The sequence below is a fragment of the Kosakonia pseudosacchari genome (assembly GCF_015167415.1).
GTDB lineage: Bacteria > Pseudomonadota > Gammaproteobacteria > Enterobacterales > Enterobacteriaceae > Kosakonia > Kosakonia pseudosacchari.
In genome coordinates this window covers 3,076,722-3,095,439 of the sequence record NZ_CP063425.1, presented here as the reverse complement: position 1 = coordinate 3,095,439, position 18,718 = coordinate 3,076,722, and the positions used below count along the sequence as shown (strand labels likewise).

Sequence of the window (18,718 nt, the reverse complement as noted above, 5' to 3'; positions counted from 1 at the left end):
TTACGGTCACGGCTGACTGTTGCCTGAAGAAGAGGTAATGATGGAAAAATTAACCTGTTTTAAAGCTTACGATATTCGCGGCAAGCTGGGCGAAGAACTCAATGAAGATATTGCATGGCGTATTGGCCGCGCCTACGGGGAGTACCTGAAGCCGCAGACCATCGTGCTGGGCGGCGATGTGCGGCAGACCAGCGAAGCGCTGAAGCTGGCGCTGGCGAAAGGGTTGCAGGACGCTGGTGTGAATGTGCTGGATATTGGTCTTTCCGGCACCGAAGAGATCTATTTCGCCACCTTCAATCTGGGCGTTGACGGCGGTATCGAAGTCACCGCCAGCCATAACCCGATGGACTATAACGGCATGAAACTGGTGCGTAAGGGCGCGCGGCCGATCAGCGGTGATACTGGCCTGCGCGATGTGCAGCGCCTGGCGGAAGCCAATGATTTCCCGTCGGTGAACCCGGAAAAACGCGGCAGCTACGAGCAAATTAATCTGCGCGACGCCTATATCGATCACCTGATGGGCTATATCGATACCAATAACCTCAAGCCGCTGAAGCTGGTGATTAACTCCGGTAACGGCGCGGCAGGCCCGGTGGTGGATGCCATTGAAGCCCGCTTTAAGGCGCTGAATGTGCCGGTGACGTTCGTCAAAGTGCATAACGAGCCGGACGGCACCTTCCCGCACGGTATTCCTAACCCGCTGCTGCCCGAGTGCCGCGACGATACCCGCAACGCGGTGATTGAACATAACGCCGATATGGGCATTGCTTTTGATGGCGACTTTGACCGGTGCTTCTTGTTCGACGGGGAAGGGCAGTTTATCGAGGGCTACTACATTGTTGGCCTGCTGGCGGAAGCGTTCCTCGAAAAACATCCGGGCGCGAAAATTATTCATGACCCGCGCTTGTCGTGGAACACAGTGGATGTTGTTGGCCGCGCGGGCGGTACGCCAGTGATGTCGAAAACCGGCCATGCCTTTATTAAAGAGCGGATGCGCGAAGAAGACGCTATTTATGGCGGCGAAATGAGCGCGCACCACTACTTCCGTGACTTTGCCTACTGCGACAGCGGCATGATCCCATGGCTGCTGGTCACCGAACTGCTGTGCCTGAAAGGCAAAACGCTGGCGCAACTGGTGCGCGACCGCATGGTGGCGTTCCCGGCGAGCGGTGAGATCAACAGCAAACTGGCGGACCCGGCGACGGCGATCAATCGCGTTGAACAACACTTCACGCCTGGCGCGCTGGAGATCGACCGTACGGACGGCATCAGCATCGCGTTTGCCGACTGGCGCTTTAACTTGCGCTCTTCCAACACAGAACCCGTTGTACGTCTGAACGTTGAATCGCGGCGCGACGAGGAACTGATGAAAGCGCGAACGCAGGAAATTCTGGCACTGTTGAATCAATAACGATAAGGCGTTCCTCTCCCCGATGCCGGGGAGGGAACATTACAGGCAGGTACAACAATGACTCATCTCAAAAAACGCGACCGGGCCAAAACGAATGCATCGTTAATCTCTATCGTGCAGCGCTTCTCCGACATCACCATTATGTTCGGTGGCCTGTGGTTGGTGTGTAAGGTCAATGCGCTGCCGTTCTTCTACATGCATCTGCTGATGGCTCTGATTACGCTGGTTGTTTTCCAGATGATCGGCGGAATGACCGATTTTTACCGCTCCTGGCGGGGCGTAAAAATCATGACCGAACTGACGCTGCTGTTGCAGAACTGGACGCTGAGCCTGATTTTCAGCGCGGGTCTGCTGGCGTTCAATACTGATTTTGATAACACCTTCACCATTTATCTGGCCTGGTATTTATTGACCTCGATGGGGCTGATGCTGAGCCGGGCGGTGATCCGCTTTGGCGCAGGCTGGCTGCGTAATCTTGGCTACAACACGCGCCGCGTGGCGGTGGCGGGTGACATGCCGATGGGCCAGGAACTGCTGGAAGGTTTTCGCAATGAGCCCTGGCTCGGGTTTGATGTGGTCGGGGTTTACCACGACCCACAACCGGGCGGCATTACCACAGGCTGGGCGGGGAATCTCGACCAACTGGTGGAAGATGCGAAAAGCGGGAAAATTCACAACGTCTACATCGCCATGTCGATGAATGACGCGGCTTGTATCAAAAAGCTGGTGCGCCAGCTGGCCGATACCACCTGTTCGGTGATCCTTATCCCCGATGTTTTCACCTTTAATATTCTGCACTCGCGTGTGGAAGAGGTGAACGGCGTGCCGGTGGTGCCGCTGTATGACACGCCGCTTTCTGGTGTCAATCGCATCCTGAAACGTCTGGAAGACATTGTTCTCGCCTCGCTGATTTTGCTGCTCATCTCCCCGGTGCTGCTGGCGATTTCGGTGGCGGTGAAACTCAGCTCGCCGGGGCCGGTTATCTTCCGCCAGACGCGCTATGGCATGGACGGTAAGCCAATCAAGGTGTGGAAATTCCGCTCCATGAAGGTGATGGAAAACGACAAAGTGGTGACGCAGGCAACGCAGAACGATCCGCGCGTGACGAAAGTCGGCAGTTTCCTGCGCCGTACGTCGCTCGATGAACTGCCGCAATTTATCAATGTGCTGACCGGCGGGATGTCGATCGTTGGCCCGCGCCCGCATGCGGTGGCGCATAACGAGCAGTACCGCTCCCTGATTGAGGGCTACATGCTGCGCCATAAAGTGAAACCCGGGATTACCGGCTGGGCGCAAATTAACGGCTGGCGCGGTGAAACCGACACGCTGGAGAAAATGGAAAAACGTATTGAGTTCGATCTCGAGTACATCCGTGAATGGAGCCTGTGGTTCGATATCAAAATCGTTTTTCTGACCGTCTTTAAAGGCTTTGTTAACAAAGCGGCGTATTAAGGAAAGGTCATGAGCCTGAGAGAAAAAACCATCAGCGGCGCAAAGTGGTCCGCCATGGCGACCCTGACCATTATTGGTCTGGGGCTGGTGCAGATGACCGTGCTGGCGCGCATTATCGATAACCACCAGTTCGGTCTGCTGACCGTCTCGCTGGTGATTATCGCGCTGGCGGATACGCTGTCGGATTTCGGCATCGCCAACTCGATTATTCAGCGTAAAGAGATAAGCCATCTCGAACTGACCACGCTGTACTGGCTCAATGTTGGGCTGGGCATTGTGGTCTGTATCGCTGTTTTCTCCCTGAGCGGGGTCATAGCCAATGTGCTGAATAACCCGGATCTGGCACCGCTGATTAAAACGCTGTCGCTGGCTTTTGTGGTGATCCCGCACGGCCAGCAGTTTCGCGCGTTGATGCAAAAAGAGCTCGAGTTCAACAAGATAGGCGCCATTGAAACGCTGTCGGTGCTGGCGGGCTTCAGCTTTACGGTCATCAGCGCGTTCTTCTGGCCGCTGGCGATGACCGCGATCCTCGGTTATCTGGTTAACAGCGCCGTGCGCACGCTGCTGTTTGGTTATTTTGGCCGCAAAATTTACCGTCCTGGGCTGCATTTCTCGCTGGCGTCTGTCAGTTCCAACTTGCGTTTTGGCGCCTGGCTGACGGCAGACAGTATCATCAACTATGTGAACACCAACCTTTCCACGCTGGTGCTGGCGCGTATTCTCGGTGCCAGTGTCGCCGGGGGCTACAACCTGGCGTACAACGTGGCGGTGGTGCCGCCGATGAAGCTCAACCCCATCATCACCCGCGTACTGTTCCCGGCGTTTGCCAAAATCCAGGATGACACGGAAAAGCTGCGCGTGAACTTTTACAAGCTGCTGTCGGTGGTCGGGATCATTAACTTCCCGATCCTGCTGGGGCTGATGGTGGTGTCGAACAACTTTGTGCCGCTGGTGTTTGGCGACAAATGGAACAGCATCATTCCTATCCTGCAACTGCTGTGTATTGTCGGCCTGTTGCGCGCGGTGGGTAACCCGATCGGTTCGCTGCTGATGGCGAAAGCGCGGGTGGATATCAGCTTTAAATTCAATGTCTTTAAAACGTTTCTCTTCATTCCCGCCATTATTGTCGGCGGACATCTGGCGGGGGCGCTCGGCGTGACGCTTGGTTTTCTGCTGGTGCAAATCATCAACACGGTTCTGAGCTACTTCGTGATGATCAAACCGGTGCTCGGCTCCAGTTACCGTCAGTACATCCTGAGCCTGTGGCTGCCCTTTTACCTGTCGCTGCCGACGCTGGTGGTGAGCTATGGCCTGGGCCTGGCTCTGAACGGACATCTGCCGCTGGCGGCGATGCTGGCGATTCAGGTCGCAGCGGGCGTGGTGGCGTTCGCCGGGATGCTGATTGTGTCGCGTAATGCGCTGGTGGTGGAGATGAAACGCCAGTTTTGCCGCAACGAGAAACTTAAAACGCTGCTTCGCGCAGGATAAGAAACCTGATTGAACCCCTTTATGAGGTCGTTATGAAATTATTGATCCTTGGCAATCACACATGCGGCAACCGTGGTGACAGCGCTATTTTACGTGGATTGCTGGATGCGATTGCCCTGATTGAGCCTGAGGCAGAGGTGGATGTGATGAGCCGCTATCCGGTGAGCTCATCCTGGTTACTCAACCGTCCGGTAATGGGCGACCCGCTCTATAGCCAGATGAAAGAGCAGAACAATGCCGCCGGCCTGATGGGGCGTGTGAAGAAAGTGCTGCGCCGCCGTTACCAGCACCAGGTGCTGCTTTCCAGAGTGACGGATACCGGTAAGCTGCGCAATATCGCTATTGCGCAAGGGTTTACCGATTTTGTCCGCCGTCTGGCGGACTATGACGCGATTATTCAGGTCGGCGGCTCGTTCTTTGTCGATCTGTATGGTGTGCCGCAGTTTGAGCACGCGCTGTGTACGTTTATGGCGAAAAAACCGATCTACATGATTGGTCACAGCGTGGGGCCGTTCCAGAACGAGGCGTTTAACCAACTGGCGAATTATGTCTTTGGCCATTGCGATGCGCTGATCCTGCGCGAAACCGTAAGCCTCAATTTGATGAAGCAAAGCGACATCACCACCAGCAAAGTGGAGCAGGGCGTTGATACCGCCTGGCTGGTGGATCACCATCAGCACGATTTTGTTGCCAGCTATGCGGTGCAGCACTGGCTGGACCTGGCGGCGAAAGAGAAGACCGTGGCGATCACGCTGCGTGAACTGGCGCCGTTTGATAAACGACTGAACACCACCCAACAGGCCTATGAACAGGCTTTTGCCGAGGTGGTCAACCGGATCATTGACGCGGGTTATCAGGTTATTGCCCTCTCTACCTGCACCGGTATCGACAGCTATAACAAAGATGACCGCATGGTGGCGCTCAATCTGCGCCAGTATGTTAGCGATCCGTCGCGCTACCATGTGGTGATGGATGAGCTGAACGATCTGGAGATGGGTAAGATCCTCGGCGCGTGTGATTTAACGGTGGGTACGCGCCTGCACTCGGCGATTATCTCGATGAACTTCGGTACGCCGGCGATTGCTATCAACTATGAACACAAGTCTGCAGGCATTATGCAGCAACTCGGGATGCCGGAAATGGCGGTAGACATTCGCCATCTGCTGGATGGTTCTCTGGCGGCGATGGCGGCTGACACGCTGGGGCAGTTGCCTGCGATTAACCAGCGTCTGGCAACGGCGGTGGCGGCGGAACGCGAGCATGGCATGAAGATGGTCAAATCGGTGCTTGATCGCGTACAGGGGGTGAAATGAAAGTCAGCTTCTTTTTGCTGAAGTTTCCCTTATCTTCCGAAACCTTTGTGCTCAACCAGATCGTTGCCTTTATCAATATGGGTTTTGAGGTTGAGATTGTCGCCCTGCATAAGGGCGATATGAACAATACCCATGCGGCGTATACCGAGTACCGGCTGGCAGAAAAAACGCACTGGCTGCTGGCTGAGCCGGAAGGGAAGATGGCAAAACTGAGCTATCGCGGGCAGGCGATAGCGCGGGGGATCTGGAAATCCTCCACCTGGAAAGCGTTGAATATGTCGCGCTATGGTGACGAAGCTCGCAATCTGATCCTGCCTGCCATTTGCGGCCTCGCGCCGCGCACGTTCAGCGCCGATGTCTTTATCGCCCACTTTGGCCCGGCAGGCGTTACCGCCGCAAAACTGCGGGAGCTGGGCGTACTCAAGGGCAAAATCGCCACCGTGTTCCACGGCATTGATATCTCTCACCGCGACGTGTTGAACCACTACACGCCTGAGTATCAGCAACTTTTCCAGCGTGGCGATCTGATGCTGCCGATCAGCGATTTATGGGCCGGCAGACTGAAAAACATGGGTTGCCCGGAGACCAAAATCGCCGTGTCGCGCATGGGGGTTGATATGGCCCGCTTCAGCCTGCGCTCGGTTAAAAGCCCCGGTAGTCCACTGCAAATCATCTCTGTGGCGCGTCTGACCGAGAAAAAAGGGCTGCACGTCGCCATTGAAGCGTGCCGTTTGTTAAAAGAACGCGGCGTGGATTTCAAATATCGCATCCTCGGTATTGGCCCGTGGGAACGGCGCTTACGCACGCTTATCGAACAATTCCAGCTGGAAGATGTGATTGAAATGCCGGGTTTTAAACCCAGCCATGAAGTGAAAGCACTGCTCGATGAAGCCGATGTCTTTTTGCTGCCGTCGGTGACCGGCGCGGATGGGGATATGGAAGGCATTCCGGTTGCGCTGATGGAGGCGATGGCAGTGGGGATCCCGGTAGTTTCAACCGTTCACAGCGGCATTCCGGAGTTGATCGATGCCGGGCAGTCCGGCTGGCTGGTGCCGGAAAATGATGCCGAAGCGCTGGCGCAGCGACTGGCTGCTTTCGGTGATATGGAGAGCCGTGATTTAACGCCGGTGGTGACGCGGGCGCGCGAAAAAGTCGAGAACGACTTCAACCAGAAAATCATCAACCAGCAACTTGCCAGTCTGTTGCAGACGCTTTAACAGAGGTTTTATGACCGTGAAGAAAACAGCAACTGCGCTCTCGCGACGCACCTTCCTGGCCGCCGGTTCCGCGCTGGCGGCGCTTCCATTGCTACATATTCCCACAGCCCGCGCGTTGGGACGTAACGACACGGTCAGTATCAGTGATTACAACCGCAATGACTGGCCCGCGGCGTTTAAACAGGCCTTTGCTGACGGGCAAACCGTGGAAGTCCCCGCAGGGGTGGTCTGCGACAATATTAACACCGGTATTTTTATTCCCGCTGGCAAAACGCTGCTGGTGCGCGGCGCGCTGAAAGGTAACGGGCGCGGGCGCTTTGTCTTGCAGGACGGTAGCCGGGTGGTGGGGGAGAAGGGCGGCAATTTCTATAACATCACGCTGGATGTTCGCGGCTCAGACTGCGAAATCAAAGGTGTGAGCATGAGTGGCTTTGGCCCGGTGATGCAGATCTATATTGGCGGTAAAGAGTCGCGCACGATGCGCAACCTGGTCATTGATAACATCACGGTGAGCAAAGCGAACTATGGCATTTTACGCCAGGGTTTCCACAATGAACTCGACGGCGTGCGGATCACTAATGGTCATTTCAGCGACTTACAAGGTGATGCCATCGAATGGAATGTGGCTATCAATGACCGCAACGTCCTGATTTCCGATCACGTGATTGATAACATTAACTGCACCAACGGGAAGATTAACTGGGGCATTGGTATTGGGCTGGCGGGCAGTACCTATGACAATAACTACCCTGAAGATCAAGCCGTTAAAAACTTTGTCGTGGCGAATATTACCGGCAGTAACTGCCGCCAGTTAGTGCATGTGGAAAACGGTAAACATTTTATTATTCGCAACGTTAAAGCGAAAAACATCACCCCGGATTTCAGTAAAAAAGCCGGGATCGATAATGCAACTGTCGCGATTTACGGCTGTGATAATTTCGTCATTGATAATGTTTCAATGGTCAACAGCGCCGGGATGCTGATTGGTTATGGTGTTATCAAAGGCGATTATTTGTCGATCCCGCAGAATTTCAAACTCAACGATATCCAGCAGGACAACAGCAGCAGCAAATATAAGCTGCGCGGTATCCAGATATCGTCCGGTAATGCCACCTCGTTTGTGGCTATCACAAATGTGAAAATGCAGAGCGCGACGCTGGAGCTGCACAATAAACCGCAACATCTTTTCCTGCGTAATATCAACGTGACGCAACAGGCGGCCAACGGCCCGGCACTGAAGCTGAACTTCGATTTACGCAAAGATGTCCGCGGGCGTTTTATGGCGAAACAGGACACCTTGCTGTCATTGGCGAATATTCACGCAGTCAATGAAAATGGGCAAAGTTCAGTCGATATCGACAGAGTCGATCAGCATGTGGTGAATGTCGATAATTTGAACTTCCGTTTACCAGCGAAGCGGCTCTGAGCGCGGGAAATGGCCTTTTACGATAAATCCTGGTGATTTAGCACCTGGGTTAGGTTTACATCTACTGCCTTGCAGGGACATTAGGCGTAACATCTTTCACTTTCCTCGCTGCAACGCACTGGCGAAAACAGGTTAAAGGTTTATAATTCATCCAATTATTACAGGTGGAAGAAATAATGGTTAATTTGAAAGCAGTTATTCCGGTAGCCGGTCTGGGAATGCATATGCTCCCGGCCACGAAAGCGATTCCAAAAGAGATGCTACCGATCGTCGACAAGCCGATGATTCAGTACATCGTCGACGAAGTTGTTGCTGCAGGGATCAAAGAAATCGTTCTGGTGACTCACTCGTCCAAAAACGCGGTGGAAAACCACTTCGACACCTCCTACGAACTTGAAGCGCTGCTTGAACAGCGTGTTAAACGCCAGCTGCTGGCGGAAGTGCAGTCTATTTGTCCGCCAGGCGTGACGATTATGAACGTGCGTCAGGCGCAGCCGCTGGGGTTGGGCCACTCAATTCTTTGCGCGCGCCCGATCGTTGGCGACAACCCGTTTGTCGTTGTGCTGCCGGATATCGTGCTGGATACGGCAACGGCCGATCCGCTGCGTTATAACCTCGCGGCGATGGTGGCACGCTTTGCTGAGACAGGCCGTAGCCAGGTGCTGGCAAAACGCATGAAAGGCGATCTCTCTGAATACTCCGTGATCCAGACCAAAGAGCCGCTGGACACAGAAGGTAAAGTCAGCCGCATTGTGCAGTTTATTGAAAAACCGGATCAGCCGCAGACGCTGGATTCCGACCTGATGGCAGTGGGGCGCTATGTACTTTCTGCCGATATCTGGGCGGAACTGGAAAAAACCGAGCCGGGTGCCTGGGGGCGTATCCAGTTGACTGATGCGATTGCTCAACTTGCGGAAAAACAGTCTGTTGATGCGATGTTGATGACCGGCGACAGCTATGACTGCGGTAAGAAAATGGGGTACATGCAGGCCTTTGTCAACTACGGTCTGCGTAACCTGAAAGAAGGTCAGAAATTCCGCGAAAGTATTAAAAAATTGCTTACACAGTAACAATTAAAAATGTTGTGTAATTAAGTCATTCATTACCGGGGCAGTAAAGAGTTGCTATGAGGTATTACCTTCTCTGGTGATTCTTACTGCCCTTGTTTATTTTCATTATTTATCAACTATTAATAGGTTCGATTTGCGGAATTATTGCGCAAATGCAATCAAGGTTTTCCCTTGTTTCCAGCGCTGTTTCAGCGGAGAATAGCTCCTTAACATTTTGTGCCTGGCGACAATAAAATACTATTAACGCATAGTGAGCGTTAACACCCCCTGAAGAGTTGTTTGGCGAGTGCAGTACACTGGTAGCTGAAGAGCCAGGGGCGGTAGCGTGCCTTCAATTATCTATTTTCTTCCATTTTGCTTATTCATTTAGCTCAAAACATTACATAGCAAGAACGGATAATTCTCGTGAAAATATTGGTCACTGGTGGTGCAGGCTTTATCGGCTCTGCGGTTGTTCGGCATATCATTAATAACACTCAAGATTCTGTGGTGAACGTGGACAAATTAACCTATGCCGGAAATCTTGAATCGCTCACTGACATAGCAGGGAGCGAGCGCTATTTTTTTGAGCATGAGGATATTTGTGACGCGGCGGCGATGGCGCGTATTTTCGCCGAACACAAGCCCAATGCGGTTATGCATTTGGCTGCAGAAAGTCATGTTGATCGGTCCATAACGGGGCCAGCAGCTTTCATTGAAACTAATATTGTTGGCACTTATGTGTTGCTCGAAGCAGCACGTGCGTTTTGGTCAACTTTAACTGAGGGGGCAAAAGAAGGCTTCCGTTTTCACCATATTTCGACAGACGAAGTTTATGGTGATTTACCCCATCCTGATGAGCAAACGCAAGAGCAGCCGTTACCCCTGTTTACTGAGAAGACGGCCTATGCCCCAAGTAGCCCTTATTCTGCTTCCAAAGCTTCCAGCGATCACCTTGTTCGTGCTTGGTTGCGTACCTATGGCTTGCCAACAATCGTAACCAATTGTTCAAATAATTATGGTCCTTATCACTTTCCCGAAAAATTGATCCCACTAGTCATCTTGAATGCACTAGAAGGAAAACCTCTTCCGATTTATGGCAAAGGCGATCAAATTCGTGATTGGTTATATGTCGAGGATCACGCACGTGCGCTCTATACCGTGGTCTCGCAAGGTGTTGTAGGTGAGACGTATAATATTGGTGGTCATAACGAAAAGCAGAATCTCGAAGTTGTCCACACAATTTGTGATTTGCTCGATGAAATCGTGCCAAAAGCTGGCTCTTACCGCGATCAAATCACCTATGTAACAGATCGGCCAGGCCATGACCGCCGTTATGCCATTGATGCTGACAAAATCAGCCGCGAACTGGGATGGAAACCGCAGGAAACGTTTGAATCAGGCATCCGTAAAACTGTGCAGTGGTATCTGGATAACCAACGCTGGGTTGAAAATGTTAAGAGCGGCGCTTACAAGGTCTGGATCGAACAGAACTACGAGAAGCGTTAATCATGAATATTTTACTCTTCGGTAAAACAGGGCAAGTGGGTTGGGAGTTGCAACGTGCTCTGGTACCACTCGGTAAGGTCATTGCTGTTGATGTGCACTCTACTGAATATTGTGGTGATTTCAGCAACCCGCAGGGGGTGGTTGAAACCGTTCGGCGTATTCGCCCTGACGTAGTGGTTAATGCTGCTGCGCATACGGCTGTCGATAAGGCTGAATCTGAACGTGATTATGCTCAATTGCTGAACGCGACCAGTGTTGAGGCGATCGCTCGCGAAGTAGGTACGCTTGGCCGCTGGTTGGTGCATTATTCAACGGATTATGTTTTCCCAGGCTCGGGTGATAAACCGTGGCGTGAAACGGATGAGCCAGCGCCTTTGAACGTGTATGGTGAAACTAAACTTGCAGGGGAAAGGGCGATTCAGCGATATTGTCCTAATCATCTGATTTTCCGCACCAGTTGGGTCTACGCTAGTAAAGGAAACAATTTTGCTAAGACAATGCTCAGACTGGCGAAAGATAGAGAAATCTTGTCCATTATTGACGACCAGTATGGCGCGCCGACCGGTGCGGAATTGCTTGCAGATTGTACAGCCCATGCAATTCGTACCGTATTGAAGAAACCAGATGTTGCCGGGCTTTATCATCTGGTTGCGGCAGGGACGACGACCTGGTACTCCTTTGCTCAGCTGGTATTTGACGAAGCGCGCAAAGAGGGGGTGGCGCTAGCGCTGAATAGTACCAACCCCATCGCGACAGAAGCGTACCCCACGCCGGCCAAACGACCCAAAAATTCACGCCTTAATACTGAAAAATTCCAACGTGAATTCGATTTGGTGTTACCTCCATGGGAGCTCGGCGTTAAACGTATGCTGGCAGAGCTCTTTAGTACAGCGCCAATCTAACTTTTTTAAATGCCTCTGGGCAGGCATTTTGCTTGGGATTACAAAATGAAAACACGTAAAGGAATTATACTGGCGGGCGGTTCGGGAACTCGTCTGTACCCGGTGACAATGGCTGTGAGCAAACAGCTGCTGCCGATTTATGATAAGCCAATGATTTACTATCCGTTATCCACGCTGATGCTCGCGGGGATTCGCGATATTTTAATCATCAGCACCCCGCAGGATCTGCCGCGCTTTGAGCAACTTCTCGGCGATGGCAGCCAGTGGGGTTTAAGCCTTCATTACAAAGTACAGCCAAACCCGGACGGGTTGGCGCAGGCATTTATCCTCGGCGAAGAATTTATTGGTAACGATTCTTGTGCACTGGTGCTGGGGGATAATATTTTCTATGGTCATGATTTGCCAAAACTGATGGAAGAAGCCGTTGATAAAGAGAATGGTGCGACAGTATTTGCTTATCATGTAAACGATCCTGAGCGATACGGCGTTGTAGAATTCGATGTGGCAGGTAAGGCGATTAGCTTGGTAGAGAAGCCTGTTAAACCTAAAAGTAACTATGCAGTGACGGGGTTATATTTTTATGACAATGATGTCGTGGAAATGGCAAAAAGTTTAAAGCCTTCTTTGCGGGGAGAACTTGAAATAACAGATATTAATAGCCTCTATCTTATGCAAGAGAGACTATCGGTGGCGATGATGAGACGTGGTTATGCCTGGCTTGATACCGGAACTCATCAGAGTCTAATAGAGGCAAGTAATTTCATTCAGACGATAGAAGCGCGTCAGGGGCTTAAAGTTTCTTGTCCAGAAGAAATAGCCTATCGGAAAAAATTCATCGATGCAGAACAGGTAAAATTTTTAGCAGAACCATTGAAGAAAAATGCTTACGGTCAATATTTGTTAAAAATGATTGAAGGGAATTAAGAATGAATGTAATTAAAACTACAATTCCTGATGTGCTCATTTTTGAACCGACTGTTTTTGGCGATGACCGTGGCTTTTTTTTTGAACGTTATAATCAGAAAGTTTTTGAAAAGGTTGTTGGGCGGAAAATTGAATTCGTCCAAGATAATCACTCAAAATCATCAAAAGGCGTTCTTCGTGGCTTGCATTATCAATTGCCCCCTTACTCGCAGGAGAAACTCGTGCAGTGTGTGGTCGGTGAAATATTTGATGTTGCAGTTGATATTCGCCAAAGTTCGCCAACTTTTGGTCAATGGGTGGGTGTGAATTTGTCAGCACAAAATAAACGGCAAATATGGATTCCAGAAGGTTTTGCTCATGGATTCCTGGTAGTGAGTGATGATGCTGAATGTCTTTATAAAACAACAAACTATTATGCTCCTGCATTTGAGCGCGGCATTCGATGGGATGACTCAACTTTGGGAATCAACTGGCCGCTCGAAGGGCCTTTTAATTTGTCTGAGAAAGACAAAATACAACCCATCTGGAATAATGTTCAGTTTTTTGAATGAAAGTATGACGGGCAATGACGTCTAAAATTTATGTAGAGTACAATGACATGTTTAATGATAAAGTAATTCTTGTTACAGGTGGTACCGGGTCGTTCGGTAATAAATTTGTCCGCATGACCCTGGAAAAATACAATCCAAAAAAAATCATCATTTACTCTCGTGATGAGATGAAACAATGGGAAATGGCTAAGCATTTTAAAGATGAAAGCCGTATCCGTTTTTTCATTGGTGATGTTCGCGATAAAGATCGTTTATATCGTGCATTAGATGGCGTTGACTATGTTGTTCATGCTGCGGCGACTAAAATCGTACCAACAGCAGAATACAATCCATTCGAGTGTGTTAAAACCAATATTAACGGTGCCATGAACGTTATTGATGCATGCATCGATAAAGGTATCGAACGTGTCGTCGCCCTTTCTACCGATAAAGCAAGTAGTCCTGCCAACCTGTATGGTGCTACGAAGTTGGCATCTGACAAGCTTTTTGTCGCGGGTAACTCTTACTCTGGCGCAACCAAAACCCGCTTTGCCGTAGTGCGCTATGGGAACGTTATGGGGTCTCGTGGTTCAGTTATCCCCTTCTTCCTCTCTATCAAAGATAAAGGTGAGTTGCCGATTACGGATGATCGCATGACGCGTTTTATGATTACGCTTGAGCAAGGCGTTGAGTTAGTCTGGCATGCGTTCAATGATATGGTCGGCGGCGAAATTTACGTGAAGAAAATTCCGTCAATGAAAGTGTCTGATATTGCGACTGCCGTTGCGCCGGATGCTGTTCAAAAAGTCATTGGTATCCGCCCTGGTGAGAAACTGCATGAGCAAATGATCAGTGCAGAAGATGCTCTTTACACCTATGAGTATCCAGAACATTTTAAAATCCTACCTGCAATTCATAATTGGTGTGATTCGCCGGAACGTATTAAAGATGGTAAGCGCGTGCCGGAAGGCTTCGTCTATGAAAGTGACAGCAATGCCGAATGGATGAGTATTGACGAACTCCGTCAGTGGATTGATGAAAATCGCGAAAAAGTAGGCAACATCTGATGAAACTTATCCCCTATGGTCGTCAAGATATTTCTGAAGAAGATATTAGTGCAGTGGTAGATGTACTGAGGTCGGATTTTCTTACCCAAGGGCCCTGCGTTCCTCAATTTGAGCAAGCAATTTCTAAGTATGTTAATGTTAAACATGCTGTTGCAGTCAATAGCGCAACTTCTGCGCTTCACATGGCTTGTCTGGCGCTAGGATTGAACAAAGGGGACTGGCTCTGGACTTCGCCGAATACCTTTGTCGCTTCAGCTAATTGTGCCCTTTACTGCGATGCCAATGTGAGTTTTGTTGATATAGATCCACAGACTTACAATATGAGCGTCAGCGCTCTTGAAGCCAAACTCGTTGCAGCTAAAGCCGAAGGCGAATTGCCAAAAGTCGTTGTACCGGTAGCGTTTGCTGGTCAGTCGTGTGAAATGGAAGCTATCCATAAACTCTCTCAACAGTATGGTTTTGCCATTATTGAAGATGCATCGCATGCGATTGGCGGCAGCTATCAAGGGGCTAAAATTGGTAACTCACGTTTCGCTGATGTTACAATCCTGAGCTTCCACCCGGTTAAGATCATCACAACCGCCGAAGGCGGTATGGCACTGACTAACAGCGATGAATTGGCGGAAAGGATGCAACTTTTCCGCAGCCATGGTATTACCCGCGATAGTGAAAAAATGAACAGGGCTTCAGAAGGTGGCTGGTACTACCAACAGGTCGCTCTCGGTTTTAACTACCGCATGACTGAACTGCAGGCCGCACTGGGTATAAGCCAGTTAAAACGTATTGATGGATTTGTAACCCGTCGCCACGAACTGGCAAAACGTTACCACACTGCATTCGATGGAATTCCGGTATCTATGCCAGCGCAGTCAGAGAGCGGTTATAGTGCCCTGCATCTTTATCCGCTGACGGTAAACGATCCGGCGCAGCGTAAACAATTATTTGACTATCTGCGTAACAAGGGTATTGGGGTCAATGTTCACTATATCCCGGTTCACACTCAGCCGTACTATGAACAGTTAGGGCATAGAGTTGGGGATTATCCGATTGCTGAAGATTATTATTCTCGCGCAATAAGCATTCCTATGTATTCGACGCTGACTGATGAAGAGCAAGACTACGTTATCAAATGCATCCGGGAGTTTTTTTAAATGAATGTGGCAATCATTCCTGCACGTGGAGGCAGCAAGCGAATACCGCATAAAAATATTAAAGAATTTTGCGGGAAGCCAATGATTGCCTGGTCAATTGAAGCCGCTCAACAGAGCGGCGTTTTTGACCGAATCATTGTTTCAACAGATGATGAAAAGATCGCTGCGGTTGCTCGTCAATATGGCGCGGAAGTCCCATTTATGCGACCTGAAGAGCTGTCGAATGATTTTGCCGGGACGATCCCGGTGATTCGTCATGCAACGGAATGGCTCTCTAATCAGGGTTGCATTGTAGATTTTGTTTGTTGTATATATGCAACAGCACCTTTCATTCAATTTGAAGATATTGTTCACGGGCTTCACATTATTCGCGAACAACAAAGTGATTATGCTTTTACAATCACCCGCTTTCCGTATCCCATCCAGCGCGCACTTAAAGTTAGCGATGAGCAGCGTATCAGCATGTTTTCGCCAGAAATGTTCCATGTCCGTTCTCAGGATCTTGAAGAATCCTGGCACGATGCAGGGCAATTTTATTGGGGAACATCAACTGCATGGTTGAATGAGAAACCGATATTCAGCGCTGATTCCCGCGCAATAGAGCTTCCGCGCGAACGTGTTCAGGATATCGATACTCCAGAAGACTGGCAGGTTGCTGAATGGCTGTTTAAAGCCATGGACTACAAAAATGAATATTTATCTGCGAACTGATTCATCACTTTCAATTGGTTCTGGTCATGTGATTAGATGTTTGAACCTTGCAAAAGTTTTAAGAAAATCAGGGGCGCAGTGTGTTTTTATATCGAAAAATCATCGCGGCAGTATTATCGATAAAATTATTCAAGAAGGCTTTTCAACTAAAATAATAACTATTGATAACACGCCTGATGCTTACATTCGTGATGAGAAATTTTGGCTAAATGGTAGCCAGAGTGACGATGCCTTACAGTTTATCTCCTTGATAGAAGAGCAAGATCAACATCCCGATATTATTATTGTTGATCATTATTCTCTTGATAAAGAATGGGAGGAGATAGTTAAAAAACGGTTTTCAAGTGCTCGCCTGGTTGTTATTGATGATCTCTGTAACAGACCTCATTTTTGTGATCTGTTAATCGACCAGACTTACCAACGACGTCCCGAAGAATATGCCTCCTTAAATGAGAATAATGGTCTGGTTTTGGCAGGAACAAAATTTGCTTTGCTTAACCCGCTATTTGCAGGCTTACGAAATCAATCTATTGCATGCAAAGAAAAAGTTGATTATCCAAAAACATTAATGCTCACAATGGGGGGCGTTGATGCGCATAATATAACCGGTAAAGTTCTGGAATATCTGGCGCAGGCTGCGTTTAAAAATATCGATAAAATAACCGTTATATTAGGTAGTGCGTTCCCTCATCGTTACGAAATATATGCACTTGCAGCAAAATCAAATTATAACGTTGAAGTTCTGACCAATGTAACCAATATGGCTGAACTTATGCTTGAGCACGATTTCGCCATTGGTGCGTTGGGAGGGACTACCTGGGAACGTTGCACGATGGCCTTGCCGGCTGTAAACATTGCCATTGCGGATAATCAATTGACGATTGCAAAAAACCTCTCAAATACAGGTGCAATAGTTCTTTATGCAGATAATTTTAATAAAGATGAATTCGTTAATGCGGTGCAACATCTTTTTGAACGGTATCATGAGCAAAGAATTCTTGTTACGGATATTTGTGATGGTCTGGGGCTTTTCCGAGATATTCAGGAAATAATACCTGTACCTGCCAAAGATGGTATTAACGTTACGCTGCGTTTGGCTACACAAGAAGACATTAATTTTGTGTATCAACTCCAGTGCGAGCCCCATACGCGTAAATTTGCACGCAATCCGGATATTCCATCTTTCGGAAATCATGTCGTATGGATGACGCGTAAATTAAATGATGATAAATCACAATTCTATATCATTGAGCATGGCAGTTCATGTGGCGTTTTACGACTGGATCCCATCAGGCATGCATCTGCGAAATATGAAATATCGATATTTCTGACGGCGAGCGTTCAGGGAAAAGGCGTTGCAAGCGCGGCTATCAAACGCACCTTGATTTTACATAATGGCGATACAATTCTCGCTACAGTGTTGCCAGAAAATTATGCATCGCATCAGTTATTTGAACGTCTCGGTTTTATTAAAATATCTCCCGATGAATATATTAGTGAGAAAAAATAATGCATGAATTTATTACTATTGATGGTCGTAGAATTGGTAAAGACCATCCTCCCTATATTATTGCAGAACTCTCGGCTAACCATAATGGTGATATTAATCGGGCTTTCAAAATTATGGAGGAAGCTAAAGCTGCAGGTGCCGATGCAATAAAGTTGCAAACATACCGCGCTGATACTATCACTATTGATTGTGACACCGAAGACTTCCAGATTCATGGTGGATTATGGGACGGTCAAACGCTGTTTAATTTATACAAAGGTGCACAGATGCCATGGGAATGGCATAAACCTTTATTTGAAAAAGCCAAAGAGTTAGGGATTACTATTTTCAGTAGCCCATTCGATTTTACCGCCGTTGATTTACTGGAAGAGTTAGGTGCGCCAGCATATAAAATTGCGTCCTTCGAAGCCATTGATTTGCCTCTGATTAAATATGTCGCTAAAACCGGTAAGCCCATGATTATTTCTACCGGTATGGCTGATGAGCAAGAAATCCAGGAAGCGATCAATGCAGCAAAAGAAGGGGGCTGCAAGGAACTCGTCGTTCTGCATTGTGTAAGCGGTTATCCTGCACCGGCCGAAGATTACAATCTAGCGACCATTCCTGATATGGCAGAACGATTTGGTGTTATCACCGGCTTGTCTGACCATACGATTGATAATACAACTGCTATTGCTTCTGTTGTGCTCGGCGCCAATGTTATTGAAAAACACGTTACGCTAGACCGTAATGGCGGTGGCCCGGATGACAGTTTCTCGCTTGAGCCTGATGAGTTAGTGGCGCTTTGCCGTGATGCTAAAACTGCATGGCAGGCATTGGGTCGCGTTAATTATGAGCGAAAAGAGAGTGAAAAAGGGAACGTTAAATTCCGTCGCTCGCTTTACGTTGTAAAAGATATGAAGAAAGGAGAAAAACTGACTCCTGAGAATGTGAAGAGTATTCGTCCAGGTTTCGGTTTAGCACCCAAGTATTATGATGCAATTATGGGGAAACGTATTAATCAGGATATTAATAAAGGCATTCCATTTGATTTAAAGTTTATTGAAAATTAAAGATGA

16 protein-coding genes are annotated in these 18,718 nt (G+C 49.0%); all 16 read left to right on the top strand.

Annotated elements, in window-relative coordinates:
* Positions 1-40 precede the first annotated feature (40 nt).
* The 16 genes from cpsG (at position 41) to pseI (ending at position 18,712) form a co-directional block, all read left to right on the top strand.
* The gene (gene cpsG, locus IP581_RS14650; protein WP_193822707.1) at positions 41-1,411 is read left to right on the top strand and encodes a colanic acid biosynthesis phosphomannomutase CpsG; all 1,371 of its coding nucleotides are present in this window, start codon (positions 41-43) and stop codon (positions 1,409-1,411) included.
* Positions 1,412-1,468: 57 nt separating this feature from the next.
* Complete coding sequence (wcaJ, locus tag IP581_RS14645) at positions 1,469-2,863, top strand: undecaprenyl-phosphate glucose phosphotransferase (protein ID WP_097399443.1); 1,395 nt, start codon at positions 1,469-1,471, stop codon at positions 2,861-2,863.
* A gap of 9 nt (positions 2,864-2,872) precedes the next feature.
* A complete protein-coding gene (gene wzxC, locus IP581_RS14640; RefSeq protein ID WP_086868355.1) occupies positions 2,873-4,351 on the top strand; it encodes a colanic acid undecaprenyl disphosphate flippase WzxC in 1,479 nt (492 codons plus the stop codon).
* A 32-nt stretch (positions 4,352-4,383) separates the two neighbouring features.
* Positions 4,384-5,664: a colanic acid biosynthesis pyruvyl transferase WcaK gene (gene wcaK, locus IP581_RS14635; protein WP_086868357.1), complete on the top strand. Its 1,281-nt coding sequence runs from the start codon at positions 4,384-4,386 to the stop codon at positions 5,662-5,664.
* Complete coding sequence (gene wcaL / locus IP581_RS14630; RefSeq protein WP_086868359.1) at positions 5,661-6,881, top strand: colanic acid biosynthesis glycosyltransferase WcaL; 1,221 nt, start codon at positions 5,661-5,663, stop codon at positions 6,879-6,881. The genes wcaK and wcaL overlap by 4 nt, the downstream gene beginning before the upstream one ends.
* Positions 6,882-6,891: 10 nt before the next feature.
* The gene (gene wcaM / locus IP581_RS14625; protein ID WP_193820720.1) at positions 6,892-8,307 is read left to right on the top strand and encodes a colanic acid biosynthesis protein WcaM; all 1,416 of its coding nucleotides are present in this window, start codon (positions 6,892-6,894) and stop codon (positions 8,305-8,307) included.
* Positions 8,308-8,483: 176 nt separating this feature from the next.
* Positions 8,484-9,377: a GalU regulator GalF gene (gene galF / locus IP581_RS14620; RefSeq protein WP_097399446.1), complete on the top strand. Its 894-nt coding sequence runs from the start codon at positions 8,484-8,486 to the stop codon at positions 9,375-9,377.
* A gap of 405 nt (positions 9,378-9,782) precedes the next feature.
* A complete protein-coding gene (rfbB, locus tag IP581_RS14615) occupies positions 9,783-10,865 on the top strand; it encodes a dTDP-glucose 4,6-dehydratase (protein ID WP_193820719.1) in 1,083 nt (360 codons plus the stop codon).
* A 2-nt stretch (positions 10,866-10,867) separates the two neighbouring features.
* Positions 10,868-11,767, top strand: coding sequence for a dTDP-4-dehydrorhamnose reductase (gene rfbD / locus IP581_RS14610; RefSeq protein WP_193820718.1), 900 nt, complete (start codon positions 10,868-10,870; stop codon positions 11,765-11,767).
* A gap of 45 nt (positions 11,768-11,812) precedes the next feature.
* Positions 11,813-12,691, top strand: coding sequence for a glucose-1-phosphate thymidylyltransferase RfbA (gene rfbA / locus IP581_RS14605; RefSeq protein WP_193820717.1), 879 nt, complete (start codon positions 11,813-11,815; stop codon positions 12,689-12,691).
* Between the two features lie 2 nt (positions 12,692-12,693).
* Positions 12,694-13,242 (top strand): dTDP-4-dehydrorhamnose 3,5-epimerase, encoded by a 549-nt coding sequence (rfbC, locus tag IP581_RS14600; RefSeq protein ID WP_193820716.1) that lies wholly within the window; start codon positions 12,694-12,696, stop codon positions 13,240-13,242.
* A 14-nt stretch (positions 13,243-13,256) separates the two neighbouring features.
* Positions 13,257-14,288: a UDP-N-acetylglucosamine 4,6-dehydratase (inverting) gene (gene pseB, locus IP581_RS14595; RefSeq protein ID WP_228007770.1), complete on the top strand. Its 1,032-nt coding sequence runs from the start codon at positions 13,257-13,259 to the stop codon at positions 14,286-14,288.
* Positions 14,288-15,439: a UDP-4-amino-4,6-dideoxy-N-acetyl-beta-L-altrosamine transaminase gene (gene pseC, locus IP581_RS14590; RefSeq protein WP_193820715.1), complete on the top strand. Its 1,152-nt coding sequence runs from the start codon at positions 14,288-14,290 to the stop codon at positions 15,437-15,439. The genes pseB and pseC overlap by 1 nt, the downstream gene beginning before the upstream one ends.
* Entirely contained in the window at positions 15,440-16,150 is a 711-nt protein-coding gene (gene pseF / locus IP581_RS14585) for a pseudaminic acid cytidylyltransferase (protein ID WP_193820714.1), read from the top strand. It abuts the gene before it with no gap.
* Positions 16,128-17,660 (top strand): UDP-2,4-diacetamido-2,4,6-trideoxy-beta-L-altropyranose hydrolase, encoded by a 1,533-nt coding sequence (gene pseG, locus IP581_RS14580; RefSeq protein WP_193820713.1) that lies wholly within the window; start codon positions 16,128-16,130, stop codon positions 17,658-17,660. The genes pseF and pseG overlap by 23 nt, the downstream gene beginning before the upstream one ends.
* Positions 17,660-18,712, top strand: coding sequence for a pseudaminic acid synthase (gene pseI / locus IP581_RS14575; RefSeq protein ID WP_193820712.1), 1,053 nt, complete (start codon positions 17,660-17,662; stop codon positions 18,710-18,712). The genes pseG and pseI overlap by 1 nt, the downstream gene beginning before the upstream one ends.
* The last annotated feature ends 6 nt before the right edge of the window (positions 18,713-18,718 follow it).